Here is a 15,358-nt window from a genome sequence, read left to right as displayed (position 1 = left end):
GCAGCCGGGGGCATCCCCTTTTGGTGTAGACCGCCTGCATCACTCGGGCCTCCACAGTACGGATTTCACCCTGAAATGGGGCTATTCCTAGCCTAAAAAGCAAAAAAGTGCTGCTTTTTTGCTTTTTTTAAGCCTATACATTCCGTTTTTTTAATTTTTTTTCGTTTATTATGATAGCGTTTACATTGATTTCGGCTTTATGCTTTGCCTTGTAGAACATGCTCCTGGAACACGGGACAGAAATGATAATGCTACTTTAAAGGAGTGGACGATTAATGAGCCAAGAGGCTATACCGGAGACCACGGGGCGGCACAGTCTGAAGACCCGGACGGCCAGAAGCCGAAGTTTCCGCAAATCTCTGAGGAAGGACAGCTCGCTGTATCTGCTCGCACTGCCGGGCATCGTCGTGTTGATACTTTTTGCGTACCTGCCGATGAGCGGACTGATTCTCGTCTTCAAAAACTACAACTTTAACGACGGGATCTTCGGCAGCCCCTGGGCAGGATTCTCCAACTTTGAGTTTTTCTTCTCCAGTATGGAGGATGCCCTCAGGGCGACACGCAACACGGTAATGTTGAATGCGCTTTATATGCTGACGGGCACGTTTTTTTCGGTGGCGATCGCCATCATCTTGAACGAGCTGCGCAGCAAATGGTTTATCAAGGTAACGCAGAGCGTGATGTTTTTCCCCTATTTTATTTCGTGGATTATTATCGGAGCGATTCTCTTCTCCCTGCTGGATTATGACAAGGGTATTCTCAACCAGCTCTTCCATTCGCTTGGACTTGCCCAAGTCGACTGGTATTCCAGCCCCTGGCTGTTCGTTATCATCCTGGTGCTGGCGAATATCTGGAAAAGCGCAGGCTACGGAGCGATTATCTATTATGCGGTGCTGCAGGGAATAGATCCCTCCTATTATGAAGCAGCGCGGATCGACGGCGCCTCAAGATGGCAGATCATTACCAAAATCACGCTGCCGATGCTGATTCCATCCATCATTTTGATGACACTGCTCGGGATTGGCGGCATGCTGAAAGGCGATCTTAGCATGATTATGGGGGTAACCTTCCTGAATCCGCTGCTCCTGCCCACCACCGATATTATTGATGTGTATGTATACCGTACAGCCATTCGTTCCGGCGAATTCGGCTTCGCTTCAGCTATTACCCTCTATCAATCCGTCTTTGGCTTCCTTCTGGTGCTTGTGGCCAACAAGCTGGCCGGCTGGTATGACAAAGACAGCAAACTATTTTAGGAGGCCGCAAGATGCCAACTACCGACAGCAAAGGGCTGCTCATTTTCTTTTATTTCTGTATTGCCATATTTTCGGTCATTTGTCTCGTGCCGTTTGTTCTGGCCGTATCCGGCTCATTATCCACCGAAGCGCGAATCGCTGCGGAAGGCTACTCCTTCTGGCCCCGGGGCTTCACTTTTGAAACCTATGAATTTCTGTTCGGCTCCAAGGCGCAGCAGATTCTGAAGGCGTATTCTATGTCGGTGATCGTTACAGTGCTGGGTACTCTTTCCGCAGTGCTGGTTACCACTGCCTATGCCTACGTTATTTCTGTCAAAAGCTTCCGGCTCAAAAATGTCTTCGCCTTCTTCGCTTACTTCACCATGCTCTTCAGCGGAGGCACCCTGCCGTGGTATTTACTGAGCACAAAATATTATCATCTCGGCGACACACTGCTCGGCTTGTTCGTGCCTTATCTGCTGAGCGTGTTCCTGATGTTCCTGATGGCCAATTATTTCCGCAGCATTCCGCATGAAATTGTTGAATCGGCGGAAATTGATGGTGCCGGTCACCTGCGAATCTTCTTTAGTATTATGGTTCCACTCGGCCGGGTCGGACTGGTCACCATCTCCCTGTTCTACGCGCTGCAGTTCTGGAACGATTTCTATCTGCCGCTGATGCTGGTGTCTAACCAGGATCTCTATACGATCCAATATTTGATGTACAACATGATGGCGAACATCCAGTTCCTGGCTTCCGGCAACGCCGCACAGGTCGGTGGCGCAATTATTGCTCCGCCGCTGGAGACGGCCAAAATGGCGATGACCTGCCTGACCGTCCTGCCGATCGCCATATTGTATCCTTTTCTCCAGCGCTTTTTCGTCAAAGGTATTGTCGTGGGTTCGGTCAAAGGCTGATTCCCCGCCAGGTTTTGCCCTAATTTGGATTGCACCAGGCTAATGCTCCCCTGCTTCAACTTGTTGTACAATGGGACGTAAGGGAGCACTGCCATTGCAATATAGCTTCAAGCATATTGATTCTATTTCAGGAGGGTTCATCATGAAAAAGAAAAAAGGTTGGTTAAGTTTGCTCCTGTCCGCTGTATTCTTGTTAAGCGCCTGCTCCCAGGGCAACAATGAAAGCGCTAACTCTACTGCAGGAGCCGGAAGTGAAGGTACAAGCCCCTCTGCAGGCAGCGATAACAAAGCAGGCAGCGGCCTGGCTCCCGCCAAGCTGAAAATTGTGCTGTACGGGGATGAGTCGAACCGGATGAAAGCATTGGGCAAATCAGAATTCCATGATGTGATCAAGAAAGAAATCAATGCCGAGGTGGAATTCCAGTTTCTTCCCTGGACCGAATACGGCGGGGGCAAAACTGACCTGATGTTGTCCACGGGAGAGGATTTCGCCACTTATACCGATAGTAATTATATGGTGAAATCAGTCGCCAAAGGGCTGTATACCGATCTTACCCCTTATGTGGATGCCGCACCTGACCTAAGTAAAAATGTTGACGAGGCTTCCTTCAGCGCCTTCCAGCTGGACGGCAAGCAATATGCAATCCCTGTCGGCAACAAGCCGAATTCCGCAGAATTCTACAGCGTGCTGGTCAGACAGGATCTGCTGGAGGAGGCCAACATGACCAAGGTCACCTCGCTGGCAGAACTGGAGCAGTTCTATGACAAGGTCCATGCCATTCATCCGGAGCTGATCGGTTATGCCTCCACAGATGCCCGCAGAATGCTGCAATATGATTACACGGACAAGAATCTGTACTGGCAAAATGATTTTATTGCGCTTGATGAGTCTGCTAAGGACGATCAAATCATCAGCTGGTTTGAAAGCGAAGAATTCAAGAGCTATGCCAAGCTGATGCACGGCTGGTATGAGAAAGGGATCATCCCGAAATATGCCGCCACCAATGTCCCGCAGCTGCAATCCGACTGGAACTCCGGCAAAGCAATGTTCTGGGCCGGTACGGCAGCGCGTCCTTTCGAGGGTGCGGCTACGATCTCGCAAGCGGTGCCTGAAGCCAAGCTGGTTAACTATTTCCTTGGCAGCGGCCGTCCGAAGATCAGCCGGGGCACCTACAGCAGCGCCTTTTTCGTCTCTGCCGCAGCGAAGGACCCGGAACGCTACGTGATGTTCTTCAACCTGCTGCAAAAAAATCAGGAGCTGTATGACCTGTTCGCCTACGGCATTGAGGGAACCGACTTCTCTCTGGATGACAAAGGGCGGCTCACGAAAATAACCACCGATCCGCTGATTCCCGACTGGCTGCTGATGAACAAAAATTTCATCCGCTTCGACAACACGGTGCCGGATGATTTTATTGCCGGATATAAAGTCTGGGATGACGGGGCAATCATCTCCAAAGGCGCAGGCTTCAACTTCGACAATACGCCGGTCAAGAATGAAGAAACGAAGCTGAACGGAGTATTTACCGAATACCTCGCGCCAATCGGCAGCGGCTTCAGCGATTATGAGTCCGCCTACCCTAAAGCGCTGGAAAGACTGAAGTCAGCGGGAATTGACAAATATATCGCCGAATATCAAAAGCAGTTCTCGGAATGGTACGCCAAGCAGCAGTAAATAGCCTGGCTAGCGCCGGAAAATAGTGATGTCTTGCAAAGCAAAACCAGCGTGCCCCCTATTATACGGGAGGCACGCTGGTTTTCTGTAATCCGCTAGTTAGTTATAGTCACGTTCGAATTTTTGCTATTTAATGCTTTTGCCAGTAAACAGTGAGGTTCTCGCTTTTACCAGGCCGGTATATTGTTTCTCCATCTTCTCTGCGCCGGCTTTGTTCAGCTCTTCGATAAATTCATCGTAGATTGTATCAAATTCGGCTGTTTTGGCAAGAATCGCTTCCGGAATCCGCTTGCGAACAATATCCTGCGTTTTTTGATAGATGACTTGATAGTCTCCATCCGTTGGGACCTGCATGTTGTATAGTGCTCCCCATTCTTTGACCGGGAATTCATCTTCTCCAGGAAAGAGGTCTTTCCATGTTTTCGCCTTATAAGCGGCCAAAGTCTCCTTCTCCGCATCCGAGTAACTGGCAACAATTTGTTCCGGGAAGTTCGTTGTATAGTAGTTGTCTGTAGAATCCTTAACGCCATCTCCGTAACGGACTCCAAAGATGGAATATAATCCGATACCTGATTGCATAGTGAAATTCGCCGCGTCATTGACCTTTTGTTTGAGAATATCGTCAGGTATGACACGTTTCCCATTCTCAACTTGATATTGTTTACCTTCTACCCCCCAGTTTCTCAGCACTTGACCTTCTTCAGAGGACAACCAGTCAATGAACTTGATAGCGCGGACCGGATCTTTACAGGCGGTTGTGATACTGATTCCATATCCGTCAACCCCGATGGACTGCATGGCGTGATCCTTATATTGCTCACCCATCGTAACCGGGAAATGCGCGTAGGTATAATCGTCTTTGCCTGCGGCTTTCAAGGCATTCTCCCCGTCCTGATATTCCCATTCGACAGAGGTGAGGCCCAGTACCCGGCCGCTGGCGATTTTGGCTTTATACTGGTCGTCTTGTTGAACAAAGGCATCTTTGTCGAGCAGTCCTTCATTATACATATGATTCAACCAGCGGAAGTACTCTTTTTCTTCCGGACGTTTATAGTGAAGAATCGCTTCATAGGTGTCCGGGTCCACATAATATTCACCGTCATTTGCTCCTCCTGTTGTGGCGGCAGCCTGATTAGTTACAGTAATCATAATCTTCCAGTCGTCTGCATTCAGCGTTAGCGGAAGGGTCGGCTGTCCGTCCGTTGTCGGATGCTTGACCGTATATTCTTTGAGTACGTTTTCAAAATCCTGGACCGTTTTGATCTGCGGATAGCCCAGCTCCTTCAATACCCGGTGTTGAACCTGAAAACCGCTGTCTGCATCGAAAAACTGCTGGTCCACACCGACATTGGTTGGAATGGCATAAATGGCCTGATCGTCATTACTGTATCTCATCCGGTTCGTATTTTCGCTCATAATCTTTTTAATATTTGGAGCGTATTTATCAATCAGATCGGTCAGATCTATGATCGCTTCGGCATCTACCAGTTTACCGAGCTCACCCTTGGCGTAAATCAGATCCGGATATTCACCACTGGCCGCCATCAAAGAGATTTTGTCTTGTCCCCCACCACTGCCCACATCAAATTCCGCACTCAGAGTAACACCCGTATTAGCGGTAATTTCTTTCCCGACATCATCCTGCATTTTGTTCCAGCTCGGGCTGGCATCAGCGCCAAAGAACGTCAGCGTTACCGGACTCGTATCTTCACTGCTGTTCACCTTCTCAGTATTCTCAGAGTTGCTTCCAGAACTGCTGCAGCCTGCCGAAAGGAGCAGCGTGCTTGCCAGAAGCACTGTTCCTAATTTTTTCGGATAGTTTCCGTTCATCTTTCTTGTGTCCCCCTTATACCTGATATTTACATCACCTGTTGATTTTCCTGAGCTTCGATTACATTTTATCGTCCATTATGGCTGAAAACCTTGACATTCAGGTCATGTAATAGCATTATTTAGACATTAATTACAAATTCTTAGGTGGGAATGGTTTGAGTAATGTATATTTAAGCTGGTTTACAACGGATGAGTATTTTCCCTTTTATATTCAATATGGCGGGCATGAAGAAGACACATCCTTCCACAAACATGTGGATTTTTCCGAGCTCGTAATCGTGCTGAATGGACATGCTACGCATGTTGTCAACCATGAAGAATCTTTTATTAAAAAAGGAAATGTATTCGTCATTAACGGTGGTACCCCCCATGCCTATAAAGACCCGTACGATTTCAAAATCTGCAACATCATGTATAAGGCCGAAATGCTTAAGTTAGCCGGTCCGGATCTAAGAACCTTGAATGGGTACCAGGCACTTTTTGTTCTGGAACCGTTCTACCACAGTATTAACTCTTATAAAAGCAAACTGAACATGTCCATTGTTAGCCTGGAGTATGTCTCATCGCTTATCACGGCCATGATCAAGGAATACGATGAGAAACTTCATGGATATCAAACCATGCTTGCCTCCAAGTTCATGGAGCTGGTCGTATATCTGTCCAGACATTATGACAACCAGGAGAAAGGTGTGGACAGCCTGATGCACCTGGCAAATGCCATCTCTTACATTGAAGAACACTATCGTGAACAGGTTACGCTGGAAGAAATTGCGGCTAAGTCGGATATTTCCGTCAGGCATTTAAACCGGATTTTCCGGGCCTATTATCTGACAACGCCAATCGCTTATATTCAGCGCCTTCGTTTGGAACAAGCCTGCACGCTGTTAAAACAAACAAATCGTTCCATTACAGAAATTTCCTACGAGTGCGGATTTAATGACAGTAATTATCTGACGCGTCAATTCAAAAAAATGTACGGCATGTCCCCCAAAGCTTTTCGAAAGCAGCAACAACTGTAGAGCAGCAGTGATTTGTTATTTACCGCTACACTTATACAAAAAAGCAGCCGGCCTGAATCAGCCGCTGCTCCAATCATTTCTTTGATTTTCAAATTAACCAATGGGTTCATAATCGAACCAATCGAACGACGCAGGGGCAGATTCTCCCGTTGTGGAGGTTGCATACATTGCAATAAATACACCGGTAAAGCCTCCTGCAACTTCTGTGCTGAGCAGATGAGTTTCCCCCCAACCCATTTCAATTATTCCGGATTGTGCTGATTGAAACGACACTGTAAACTTGTCAGGCAGCGCTTGAATTCGCAGCACAACAGGCCCTTCAGGGCACTCTTTAGTTTCCTCCACTTTCAATGAACCGACGGTCCGGCGGAAAACGACTGTTTTGCGTCCCTGTAAGGATCTTATGGCAAGATCGTAATGATGTTTTTCATCCATATAAATGGTTAACCCTGCTTCTTCTCCGTCATCCTGCGGCTCATATTCCAGTTCAGTTTCTATGTTGGAAGAGAAATGACATAGTCGGCGGCCTACAAATGCGGGAGAGGCTGCTTCATCTAGCAGGGCTTGATGTCCGTGCAGAACCAGATACCCCGGTCGTTCCTGTAACGACCAGCTCCCCACTACCGGGTTGCGCAAAAAAGACCACTCAAAGCTGAGAAGCGAATCATTGAAATGATCTCTGACAGGCTTCTCCCACCACAGGACTTCCGGCAGTTTCGGTGCGTCCATGATCGGCTCAATATGCGTATCCTTACCGATAACCGGCCAACCTTCTGCCGTCCAGGTCACCGGGGCCAGAAACACCTCTCTGCCCAAATGATGACCCATAGGATAAGAGGCAGGTCTAATTCCCAGGCAAACAGCCCACCAGCTGCCGTCCTGCGCTTCGATCAGATCCGCATGCCCCGTTGCATGTATCTTGCTGTTCAAGCTTCTGTTGGAGAGGATAGGATTATACGGACAAGGCTCATAAGGTCCATACGGCAGATTACTTCTGGCGATCGTTTCCATATGACCATACTCAGTACCGCCTTCAGCAATCATCAAAAAATATATACCGTTAATATTGTATAGATGAGGAGCTTCGGGATAAGCGCCGCCTGTCCCCTTCCAGATCAATCGGCTCTCCGTCAGCATCTTCCCGGTTTCAATATCGATTTCGCACTGGTATATCCCGTCCCCTTGGTCGCCGGTCCGGGAAGACTGAAAGTATACGCGGTTGTCATCATCGAACAAAAGGGATGGATCTATACCGTTTTGGGCAACAGGTATCGGTTCTGACCATGCCCCTTCCGGATTCTTCGTTTTGACAAAGAAATTGCCGATTCCGCTTACATTAGTGGTCACCATATAAAACCAGCCATTATGGTGACGGATCGTCGGCGCAAAGATTCCTCCCGAGCTCCAGGCATTCGCCAGAGGCAGTTGTTCAGCCGTTGTAAGGCAATGCCCGATCTGACGCCAATGAACAAGATCTTTGCTGTGAAAAATAGGCACTCCCGGAAAATATTCAAACGAACTTGTTACTAAATAATAATCGTCACCCGCCCGGCATATACTGGGATCGGGATGAAAGCCGGGTATAACGGGATTGGTATATTCCATCAAGCCGCACTCCTATCCATTTTATTGTTTGCTGCAATTTCCGCATATCCACATTATATTTGCTGACAGCCGTACCAAACCTTAATTTTAAAGTCACAGCTTTAGCATGATCTAGACATAACATCCGCTATTTAAGAAACAAAGCCTCCAAGTTGAGCTTGGAGGCTTTGTTTCTTTGCTGTTTAGAAATTCAACTCAAAGTCTTTAATAAGGAGTGTTCCCGCAGATGCGGTGATGTACCGGACAAATTCGAAGGTGTGGTCAGCGCCTGATTGTCCGAGGTTCATTGAAATACTGTGCTCAGCTTCGAAGTTGCTTTAATTCCGTTTGGACCGTTAATGATGGCGTTCCCTTGCTCTGTATAGCTGGTTCCTGCCCAATCATGTGACATATCCAGATACTCCAGCCCGGTACCATTTCCTTTCCACGACCATCCGATATAGCCGACACCCTTTTGCTGGGAATAACTCATAATCGTCGCTTCATCAACATCTCCGTTAGTGTGCTTTATTCCGAATTCACCAATAACAAGAGCCAAATTTTTATTCAAAACATTGTCTATATTACTCTTAACCGTCGCAGCATTTCCTCCGGCGTATTCATACATATGGATCGAGAACATCGTATTTTTCAACGGATCTGCATTAAACACCTGTGTTCCATAATCAACTATGGATTGCGGATATTGCCCCCATCCCGCTCCGTCAACCATGATGGTATTTTTGATTCCGGCATTTCTAAGCTTTGGTATTACAGAAGTATACCCTTTGGCCCAGTTTGCGCCATCCCATGTGCCGTACCACTCATTTGCTATGTTGAGGATGACGGTTTTTTCTTTTCCGATGAGTGCACTTTTCATTTCAATCCAGTAATTCGCTATATTATCAAGCACTGCTTCACTATCCGAGCCAGTTCCATCATGGACTTCGACGACTACCACTAATTTATTCTGTTCGCACAAGGTGATGAGATTTTGTAGGGCTGCCAGACTGTCTTTCGACCATTGCTGCCCGTCTGAAAGGACAATTCTAACGGTATTTGCGCCTGTCTGGGCAATTGCAGGAATGGCAACGGACTCCTGACCTTTGTACCAGGTGTAAGCATGGTTAATCCCTCTCATAACAAATGGCTTTCCGTTTGCATCATATAAAGTTGTTCCGTTAATATAGAATCCCTGGGTGGTGGCAGTTGCACTGGTTGTTACACTCAGAGCCGTGCTTGCCGCCGATATATTATTTGCTGCGTCCTTTGCCTTTACCGTGAAGCTGTATGCTGTATTTGCAGTCAAGCCGGTTACGGTATAGCTTGTTGTTGTGCTGGATCCGGCCAGAGCCGTTCCATTGTATATGTCGTACCCTGTTACGCCTACGTTGTCTGTGGATGCTGCCCAAGCAAGGCTTACGCTTGTTGCCGTTTTTGAGGAACTTATAAGATTTGTTGGTGTGGTTGGTGCTGAGGTATCTGAAGTCGTTGTAATCTGCGTAAATTTCCATTTCTGTTGCGCATTTCCGTTATCTGTCCACTGCTGCACTATAGCTCCATCTCCAGATGAGCCTCCTGCTACATCCAAGGCTTTACCGCTGCTTTTGGAGATTAATTTGTAGTACCCGCTACCTGCATCAATAATTGCCCACTTCTGAGTGACTGCACCGTTGTCCGTCCACTGCTGCACATTGGCTCCATCGGCCGCAGGGCCTGCGGCATCCAATGCCTTGCCGCTGGACTCAGCAATCAATTTATAGGCTCCGCCGCCAACGTCAATGACTTTCCACTTTTGCTGGGAGTTTCCATTATCTGTCCACTGCTGTACATTAGCACCGTCTGAAGTAGCGCCTCCTGCTACATCCAGGTTTTTGCCGCTATGTTGTGCTGAAAGCTTATACACCGCACCAGAAATAATTCCATTATCCACGGGTCCGCTATCCGAATACACTTCAAAATCCCATAGAGAATACCCGTATTCGGTTGCCCTTTGCGTTCCATACATTCTTACATATCTTGCACTTTGGGTTGCAAATGAAATCGTATCGACTCCACCGTCTCCTGTTGTAGTGGAAAACACTGTAGTCCAGTTGCTGTTATCTGTGGATAGCTGAATCTGGTAAGATTTTGCGTAGGCAGCCTCCCAGTTCAGCATTACACCATCCACATTGATTGCGCTTCCAAAATCAACACTAATCCATTGAGGATCAGAATAACTGGAGGACCACCTTGTTGAAGCGTTTCCATCAATAGCCATATCCGGTGTTTTTGTTGAATCTTCACTTGAACTTGCAGTTGCAGTTTTGTTGAGTGCGATGTTTGTTGCTGCATTTGCCTGAATTGGTGCTACCATCCCCATAAGCAAACCAAACATCATAACAAAAGCTAAAATTTTCTTCAAGCAACATTCCTCCCATTAATTAATAAATCTTTAATTTCGTTACATCTTTCACTTAAATTGGCATTAAAATATAGAAAACATCCTCCTCCTTCCTCGTTATTCACAAATTGAAAGCGCTCTCTTATTTAAAAAGAGCTCTAGATGCAATGATCTAATGGTTCCCACAACATATTTGGCACACCATTAAATCAATGGTTATGAGGCCCGTTGTTTCCAGCAGCCTTCTAACCATTACAGAATATTACTTTGTTAGCATAATCGTCAATGGTTTCAATAACACAATTTAAAATATTATTTCGAACGATTTTACGACAAAAACAGCATAGAAGCAGAGCTTCCACGCTGTTTTTGTTTGAATTTCATAGAATCAACTTTCGTATATTATTTACTCAATTCTTTCAGAGCTTGCACGCTCAGGGCAGCAAAGTATTCTGCTGCAGGAAGCAGCAAGGTCTCGTCGAGCGCAAACTTTGGATGATGAAGATTATACGATGCTCCTGATCCGATCATAACGAAGGCTCCAGGAATCGTTTGCAGGTAAAAAGAGAAATCCTCCCCGCCCATCTGGGGGCCTATCTCAAGCACCCGATACCCTTGCTCTTCAGCCACCACACTCATGAATTCAGACCATCTGGAATCATTTATCGTTGCAGGCGGCCCAGGATACCAGTGCAATTGCACTTCGGCCCCGGCTGCAGCAGCCAACCCCTGAAGAATCTGATCCATTCTGCGGGGGATCTCCTGCTGAACCGATGTATTTAAAGTCCGAACCGTCCCTTCAAGCACCACGCTTTCCGGAAGCACATTCCATGTATTTCCCCCGCTAATCCGCGTTATGCTCACTACTACAGATTCAAGTGCACTAATAGACCGGCTGCTAATGGTCTGCAAAGCCAGCACAATTTGTGAGGCCAGTACAATTGAATCTGTCCCTTTCTCCGGTGACGCAGCATGAGCTCCCGTTCCCTTGATCGTGATTTCAAACCGGTCTACACCTGCAGTAATTGCGCCAGCCCTCGTTCCCAATTCGCCTACCGCAAGTTCAGGCCAGTTGTGCAAGCCGAAGATTGCCTCAACACCTTCGAGACCTCCCGATTCTATGATCTGCTTGGCCCCATGCCCGGTCTCTTCCGCAGGCTGAAAGAGGATGCGTACAGTTCCAGGCAACTCTTCCTCCCGCTCTTTAAGACTATAAGCGGCCCCCAGAATTACTGCTGTATGTACATCATGTCCGCAAGCATGCATTTTGCCAGCCACTTGGGAGCTATAGGACAGCCCCGTCTCTTCCTGTATCGGCAGAGCGTCAATGTCTGCACGAATGGCAATGATAGGTGCTTGTCCCGTGCCGATCTGCGCGACAAGTCCTGTTCGCAGTAGAGGCGTATCCAGGACATGGATTCCCGCCTCTTCCAACCAACTCTTCAGCTTGCCTGTTGTCGAATATTCTTCATTGGATAACTCCGGATTTTCATGCAAATCATGACGAATTCCCTGCAATTTCTGCTCCAAATTCTTCAACGCATTTCCTCCTAATGTCTACGAGATAGCCTTATTCCAGATAACGTCCCATTTCTTCCGTATACATATGGATGAACCTAAGGATGATTTTTTGCTCTTCAGGAGAGTAATTGTCAAATTCTCTATCGATATCCGAACTCCTCGTCTCATGTAACTTATAGTGGCCTTCAAAGGCGCCTTGTCCCAGTTCAGTCAGCCTGAAATACACTTCCTTCTTGTTCCCTTCAACCTGATACTTCGAAACAAGATCTTTGGCTTCCAGCTTGGTCAATAATTTGGAAGTAGTTCCTTTGGTGATATTAAGCACATTTGAGATTTCAGTTAATTTACAATCTGGATGGTGACCAATGGCTTCAATCATATGAATTTCGGATAAATACAAGACGACTCCGGGACTATACTCTCTCGGCCTCTTGTTCAGTGTATTATAGACCTCGAACATACGGACCAAGGAGCGGTCCAGTTCAACATGAAATTTCTCCAATCTTTAACGCTCCTCTTGAAATTTTGTTTTCTTACGAAACAATTTCATACTATACGTACTCCACAGGATTCGTCAAACAAAAATTCCAATTTCATGTTGATTGCTGGATCGCGGTATTCTTTACCCTTTCGTAAGTTCAGTAAGTGTCACCCAACATAGGACGAATACTGATTTCTTCGACGACTGCCTGCGGGCTGAGCTCAAGCATCGTTTCTACGAGCTTGGCTATATCTTCCGAGGCAAGGAATCTGTCCTCTGCAATACCTTCTCCCGGCACTCTTCTTTCAGTAAATGTCGCTCCAGGATGAATGAGAGTTACCCCTACGCCAGACACTTTCAGTTCTTCCCTCAGGCCACGGGCGTAATTGCTCAAGGCTGCTTTGGATATAGCATAGAAGGAACTGTCCGGACGGAGAGCCGCTGTTGATCCTATGAAAAATATACGCGGGTAGCTTCCTGCCTTAACTGCTGGAAGAAAAGCCTTGACCAAAGCTACATTCGCCAGCAGATTTACCCGCAATATACGATCAAGCTCTTCCACATCAGGCTCAATCACCGAACGGCTTGCATCATAGAATGCCGCAGCATTAAGTATCAGCACATCCGGCGAGAATGCTTGTTCTTTGGCATATTGGACCAGTTGGCTGATCGAGGACAGGTCCCCGGCATCTGCAGCCAAATACAACGCATCCTTAGGGAGCAGTGCTGCCGCAGATTCGAGATGGCCTTCGTCACGCCCGGATAGGAGCAGCCGATGCCCGCCTGCGCCAAGCTTCCGGCTGATTGCAAGTCCAATTCCTCGGCTTCCCCCGGTAATCAATATGTTCATCCTGTCACCTCCTTGGCTATTTGTTGAGATGTGATCTGCTAAATGAAATACTCGGTCTGATCCGCGGGGGGATTATTGATACTGATATAGATCTTTTCCACAATGTTCAGAATCTCGGCATCATTTCTGTTGCGCGGTCTTTCAAAGGGAACATCGAAGATCTGATGAATGCGTCCTGGACGAGGGCTGAGCAGGACGATGCGGGTAGCCAAATATACGGCTTCAGCCACATCATGAGTAATGAAGAACACCGTCTTCTTCTCCTGTTGCCAAATCCGTATAATCTCATCCTGCAGTGTTAACCGTGTCAGGTGATCGACAGCACTGAAGGGTTCATCCATCAAAATCACTTGCGGATCAGCTACCAGCGTCCGGGCTAAGCCGGCCCGCTGGCGCATACCTCCGGATAATTGATGAGGATATTTATCCGCAAAGCCGCTTAGCCCTACAAGATCAATCGTGCGTTCCGCCCGCCCGCGCCGCTCTGAACGGGGAACCCCTGCAATCTCCAGCCCGAATTCGATATTTCGGCGGATAGTGCGCCAAGGAAATAGAGCGGAGTCCTGAAATACAACTCCGATATCTCTGCTCGTTCCAGCCTGCACCTTGCCATCCAAAATGATCTCACCGCTGGATTGATTAAGCAGGCCCGCCACGATTTCGAGCAGCGTGCTCTTCCCGCAACCGCTTGGCCCAAGCACGCAGACGAACTCGCCATCACTCACCTTAAGATTTATATTTTTGAGCGCTAAAGTCTGCTCATCATCCACACTGGAGTATTCCTTGTTGATGTTACGGAGTTCAATAGTAGGCATAAGCGCTCCTCCCTGCGTGCTTATTGTTTAGCATATTTTCCAAGCAGCAGTGTCTTCGCAACCTTATCGGCGAATGTATTATCTACAACACCGTCAACAGAGATCGCTTCACGCTGCATGCCATATTTGGTTAGCAGATCTTCTGTAACCTGAAGACGCTTCGTATCGACGATCGGGTTATTTTCCCACAATATGATCTCGGAATTAATGGCCTTCTTAATCGTTTCTTCATCCTGATTCAAATATTCAGCTGCCCAAGGATAGAATTCATCCAGATGAGTCTTGGCATATTCATTCGCATAAAAGTAGACTTCAAGCAGGCGTTCAACGACCTCTGGCTGTTCATCAATCAACTTCTGGCTGGCTACAAGCACGCCTGTCTGATATTCGGGAACAAACTCCCAGGTTTTCGCAAGAACATGTCCAGTCCCTTCTTGTTCAGCCAGCGTGGCGAACGGCTGGTGAATGATCGTAGCGTCAACTTCGCCCTTCACAAAGGATGCGTAGGCTTCCTGATAAAAGCTGTTCGCCGCATATTCTACATCCTTTTTGTAATCAATGCCGTTCTGGCTAAGAACCTCCTTGAGCGTCAAAGGCATACCGCCTGTAGCTTGACCGGTTCCAATGGTCTTGCCTTTCAGATCTGCCCAAGTCTTAATCTCCGGTTTGGCAATAATCCAGTAGGCCCCCCGGCTTCTCCACATATTGCTGACGATTTTCATCTTAACGCCATTAGCGATGGCAGGAATATAAGTACCCGGGTCACCATCGGCAATGTCTACCTCGCCCGCGCCGAATGCCGCTACAGGATTGGGAATATCCACAATATCAAGATCTATGCCGGCATCAGAATACCAGCCTTTCGCTATTGCAAATTGATTGGCTATCCCAGTCATCCCTTTGGCGAAGCCGGCATTGATTTTGACACGCTCATTGTCGCGGCCCTGCCAGGGAGGTACTCCGTCGGCTGGATTCAAGGACACAGTCTCCTTATTGCCTGTATTCGATGAGGAATCTGCAGAGGTATTACTGGAGGTATTACTGG

General features: G+C 47.5%; 12 protein-coding genes. 4 read left to right on the top strand and 8 right to left on the bottom strand.

The window, feature by feature from the left end; genetic code table 11:
• Positions 1 to 275 precede the first annotated feature (275 nt).
• From NYE29_RS19085 to NYE29_RS19075, 3 genes are all read left to right on the top strand, one after another.
• Positions 276 to 1,256, top strand: coding sequence for an ABC transporter permease (locus tag NYE29_RS19085; RefSeq protein WP_076114481.1), 981 nt, complete (start codon positions 276 to 278; stop codon positions 1,254 to 1,256).
• Between the two features lie 11 nt (positions 1,257 to 1,267).
• Positions 1,268 to 2,152 (top strand): carbohydrate ABC transporter permease, encoded by an 885-nt coding sequence (locus NYE29_RS19080; RefSeq protein WP_076114482.1) that lies wholly within the window; start codon positions 1,268 to 1,270, stop codon positions 2,150 to 2,152.
• Positions 2,153 to 2,294: 142 nt separating this feature from the next.
• Positions 2,295 to 3,827: a DUF3502 domain-containing protein gene (locus tag NYE29_RS19075; protein ID WP_076114483.1), complete on the top strand. Its 1,533-nt coding sequence runs from the start codon at positions 2,295 to 2,297 to the stop codon at positions 3,825 to 3,827.
• Positions 3,828 to 3,953: 126 nt separating this feature from the next.
• On the opposite strand, the gene NYE29_RS19070 is transcribed toward NYE29_RS19075, so the two are convergent.
• Positions 3,954 to 5,657: an ABC transporter substrate-binding protein gene (locus NYE29_RS19070; protein ID WP_340897061.1), complete on the bottom strand. Its 1,704-nt coding sequence runs from the start codon at positions 5,655 to 5,657 to the stop codon at positions 3,954 to 3,956.
• Positions 5,658 to 5,815: 158 nt separating this feature from the next.
• Between NYE29_RS19070 and NYE29_RS19065 the strand changes: the two genes are divergently transcribed.
• A complete protein-coding gene (locus NYE29_RS19065; RefSeq protein ID WP_340897060.1) occupies positions 5,816 to 6,679 on the top strand; it encodes a helix-turn-helix domain-containing protein in 864 nt (287 codons plus the stop codon).
• Positions 6,680 to 6,772: 93 nt separating this feature from the next.
• On the opposite strand, the gene NYE29_RS19060 is transcribed toward NYE29_RS19065, so the two are convergent.
• The 7 genes from NYE29_RS19060 to NYE29_RS19030 form a co-directional block, all read right to left on the bottom strand.
• Positions 6,773 to 8,284, bottom strand: coding sequence for a glycoside hydrolase family 43 protein (locus NYE29_RS19060; protein WP_340897059.1), 1,512 nt, complete (start codon positions 8,282 to 8,284; stop codon positions 6,773 to 6,775).
• Between the two features lie 283 nt (positions 8,285 to 8,567).
• A complete protein-coding gene (locus NYE29_RS19055; protein ID WP_445322212.1) occupies positions 8,568 to 10,643 on the bottom strand; it encodes a cellulase family glycosylhydrolase in 2,076 nt (691 codons plus the stop codon).
• Positions 10,644 to 11,048: 405 nt separating this feature from the next.
• Positions 11,049 to 12,185, bottom strand: a complete 1,137-nt coding sequence (locus NYE29_RS19050; RefSeq protein ID WP_340897057.1) for an amidohydrolase — start codon at positions 12,183 to 12,185, stop codon at positions 11,049 to 11,051.
• Positions 12,186 to 12,216: 31 nt separating this feature from the next.
• Positions 12,217 to 12,669, bottom strand: a complete 453-nt coding sequence (locus NYE29_RS19045; RefSeq protein ID WP_076114368.1) for a MarR family transcriptional regulator — start codon at positions 12,667 to 12,669, stop codon at positions 12,217 to 12,219.
• 136 nt (positions 12,670 to 12,805) lie between these two features.
• Positions 12,806 to 13,498 carry an SDR family oxidoreductase gene (locus tag NYE29_RS19040; protein WP_076114369.1) on the bottom strand — a complete coding sequence of 231 codons (693 nt, stop codon included), beginning with the start codon at positions 13,496 to 13,498 and terminating at the stop codon, positions 12,806 to 12,808.
• A gap of 38 nt (positions 13,499 to 13,536) precedes the next feature.
• On the bottom strand, positions 13,537 to 14,313 hold the full coding sequence (locus tag NYE29_RS19035) for an ABC transporter ATP-binding protein (protein WP_076114370.1): 777 nt from the start codon (positions 14,311 to 14,313) through the stop codon (positions 13,537 to 13,539).
• A 20-nt stretch (positions 14,314 to 14,333) separates the two neighbouring features.
• Positions 14,334 to 15,290 carry an ABC transporter substrate-binding protein gene (locus NYE29_RS19030; RefSeq protein ID WP_076114371.1) on the bottom strand — a complete coding sequence of 319 codons (957 nt, stop codon included), beginning with the start codon at positions 15,288 to 15,290 and terminating at the stop codon, positions 14,334 to 14,336.
• Positions 15,291 to 15,358 lie beyond the last annotated feature (68 nt).

It is taken from the genome of Paenibacillus sp. FSL M7-1046 (assembly GCF_038007405.1).
GTDB lineage: Bacteria > Bacillota > Bacilli > Paenibacillales > Paenibacillaceae > Paenibacillus_AQ.
This window is presented reverse-complemented; position numbering and strand designations above follow the sequence as displayed.

Coding starts and splice junctions, on each gene's coding strand:
- NYE29_RS19075 (WP_076114483.1), top strand. CDS start 2,295: ATGAAAAAGAAAAAAGGTTGGTTAAGTTTGCTCCTGTCCGCTGTATTC.
- NYE29_RS19055 (WP_445322212.1), bottom strand. CDS start 10,643: ATGATGTTTGGTTTGCTTATGGGGATGGTAGCACCAATTCAGGCAAAT.
- NYE29_RS19070 (WP_340897061.1), bottom strand. CDS start 5,657: ATGAACGGAAACTATCCGAAAAAATTAGGAACAGTGCTTCTGGCAAGC.
- NYE29_RS19040 (WP_076114369.1), bottom strand. CDS start 13,498: ATGAACATATTGATTACCGGGGGAAGCCGAGGAATTGGACTTGCAATC.
- NYE29_RS19060 (WP_340897059.1), bottom strand. CDS start 8,284: ATGGAATATACCAATCCCGTTATACCCGGCTTTCATCCCGATCCCAGT.
- NYE29_RS19085 (WP_076114481.1), top strand. CDS start 276: ATGAGCCAAGAGGCTATACCGGAGACCACGGGGCGGCACAGTCTGAAG.
- NYE29_RS19080 (WP_076114482.1), top strand. CDS start 1,268: ATGCCAACTACCGACAGCAAAGGGCTGCTCATTTTCTTTTATTTCTGT.
- NYE29_RS19035 (WP_076114370.1), bottom strand. CDS start 14,313: ATGCCTACTATTGAACTCCGTAACATCAACAAGGAATACTCCAGTGTG.